We start from the raw sequence: 359 nt of genomic DNA, 5'->3' as shown, positions 1-359 counted from the left end.
TTGCCCAAAAGGGCAACTATCCTAAAAAATGGGATAGTTCAAACAGGAGGAAGCTATAGTATTAAACATACCTCGTTGTTTAATAATTTCGATTTTAATATCGATATGGATTTCACTTCATCTCTTTGGGTCTGCATTTCCATAAAGCCATAGGGTGACTTGTTATTCGTTCAACGATTGAACTTTCATTAAATAGAATATCTGGTCTATATTCTCTCTGATTGAAGTGTTCAATAAACTTTCTTTCGCCTTCTGTGAAAGATAGAAAAGAACCAAGAAAACTAAGTACTTGTTCTTTTACTGCGTTAAAGTCGAATTTTTCTTTTCTGCTTAATACTGGGAGTAGATGGGCACGAACT

Annotated in this window: 1 protein-coding gene; it reads right to left on the bottom strand. The window is 34.3% G+C overall.

What is annotated here, in order from left to right; genetic code table 11:
- Positions 1–112 precede the first annotated feature (112 nt).
- On the bottom strand, positions 113–359 hold a 247-nt coding region (locus ACTQ53_RS17700; RefSeq protein WP_441934638.1), incomplete at its 5' end, for a hypothetical protein.

The organism is Prevotella sp. Sow4_E9_plate, from assembly GCF_052116205.1.
GTDB lineage: Bacteria > Bacteroidota > Bacteroidia > Bacteroidales > Bacteroidaceae > Prevotella.
The sequence above is the reverse complement of the archived record's forward strand: the minus strand, read 5'-3'. Positions and strand labels throughout refer to the sequence as shown.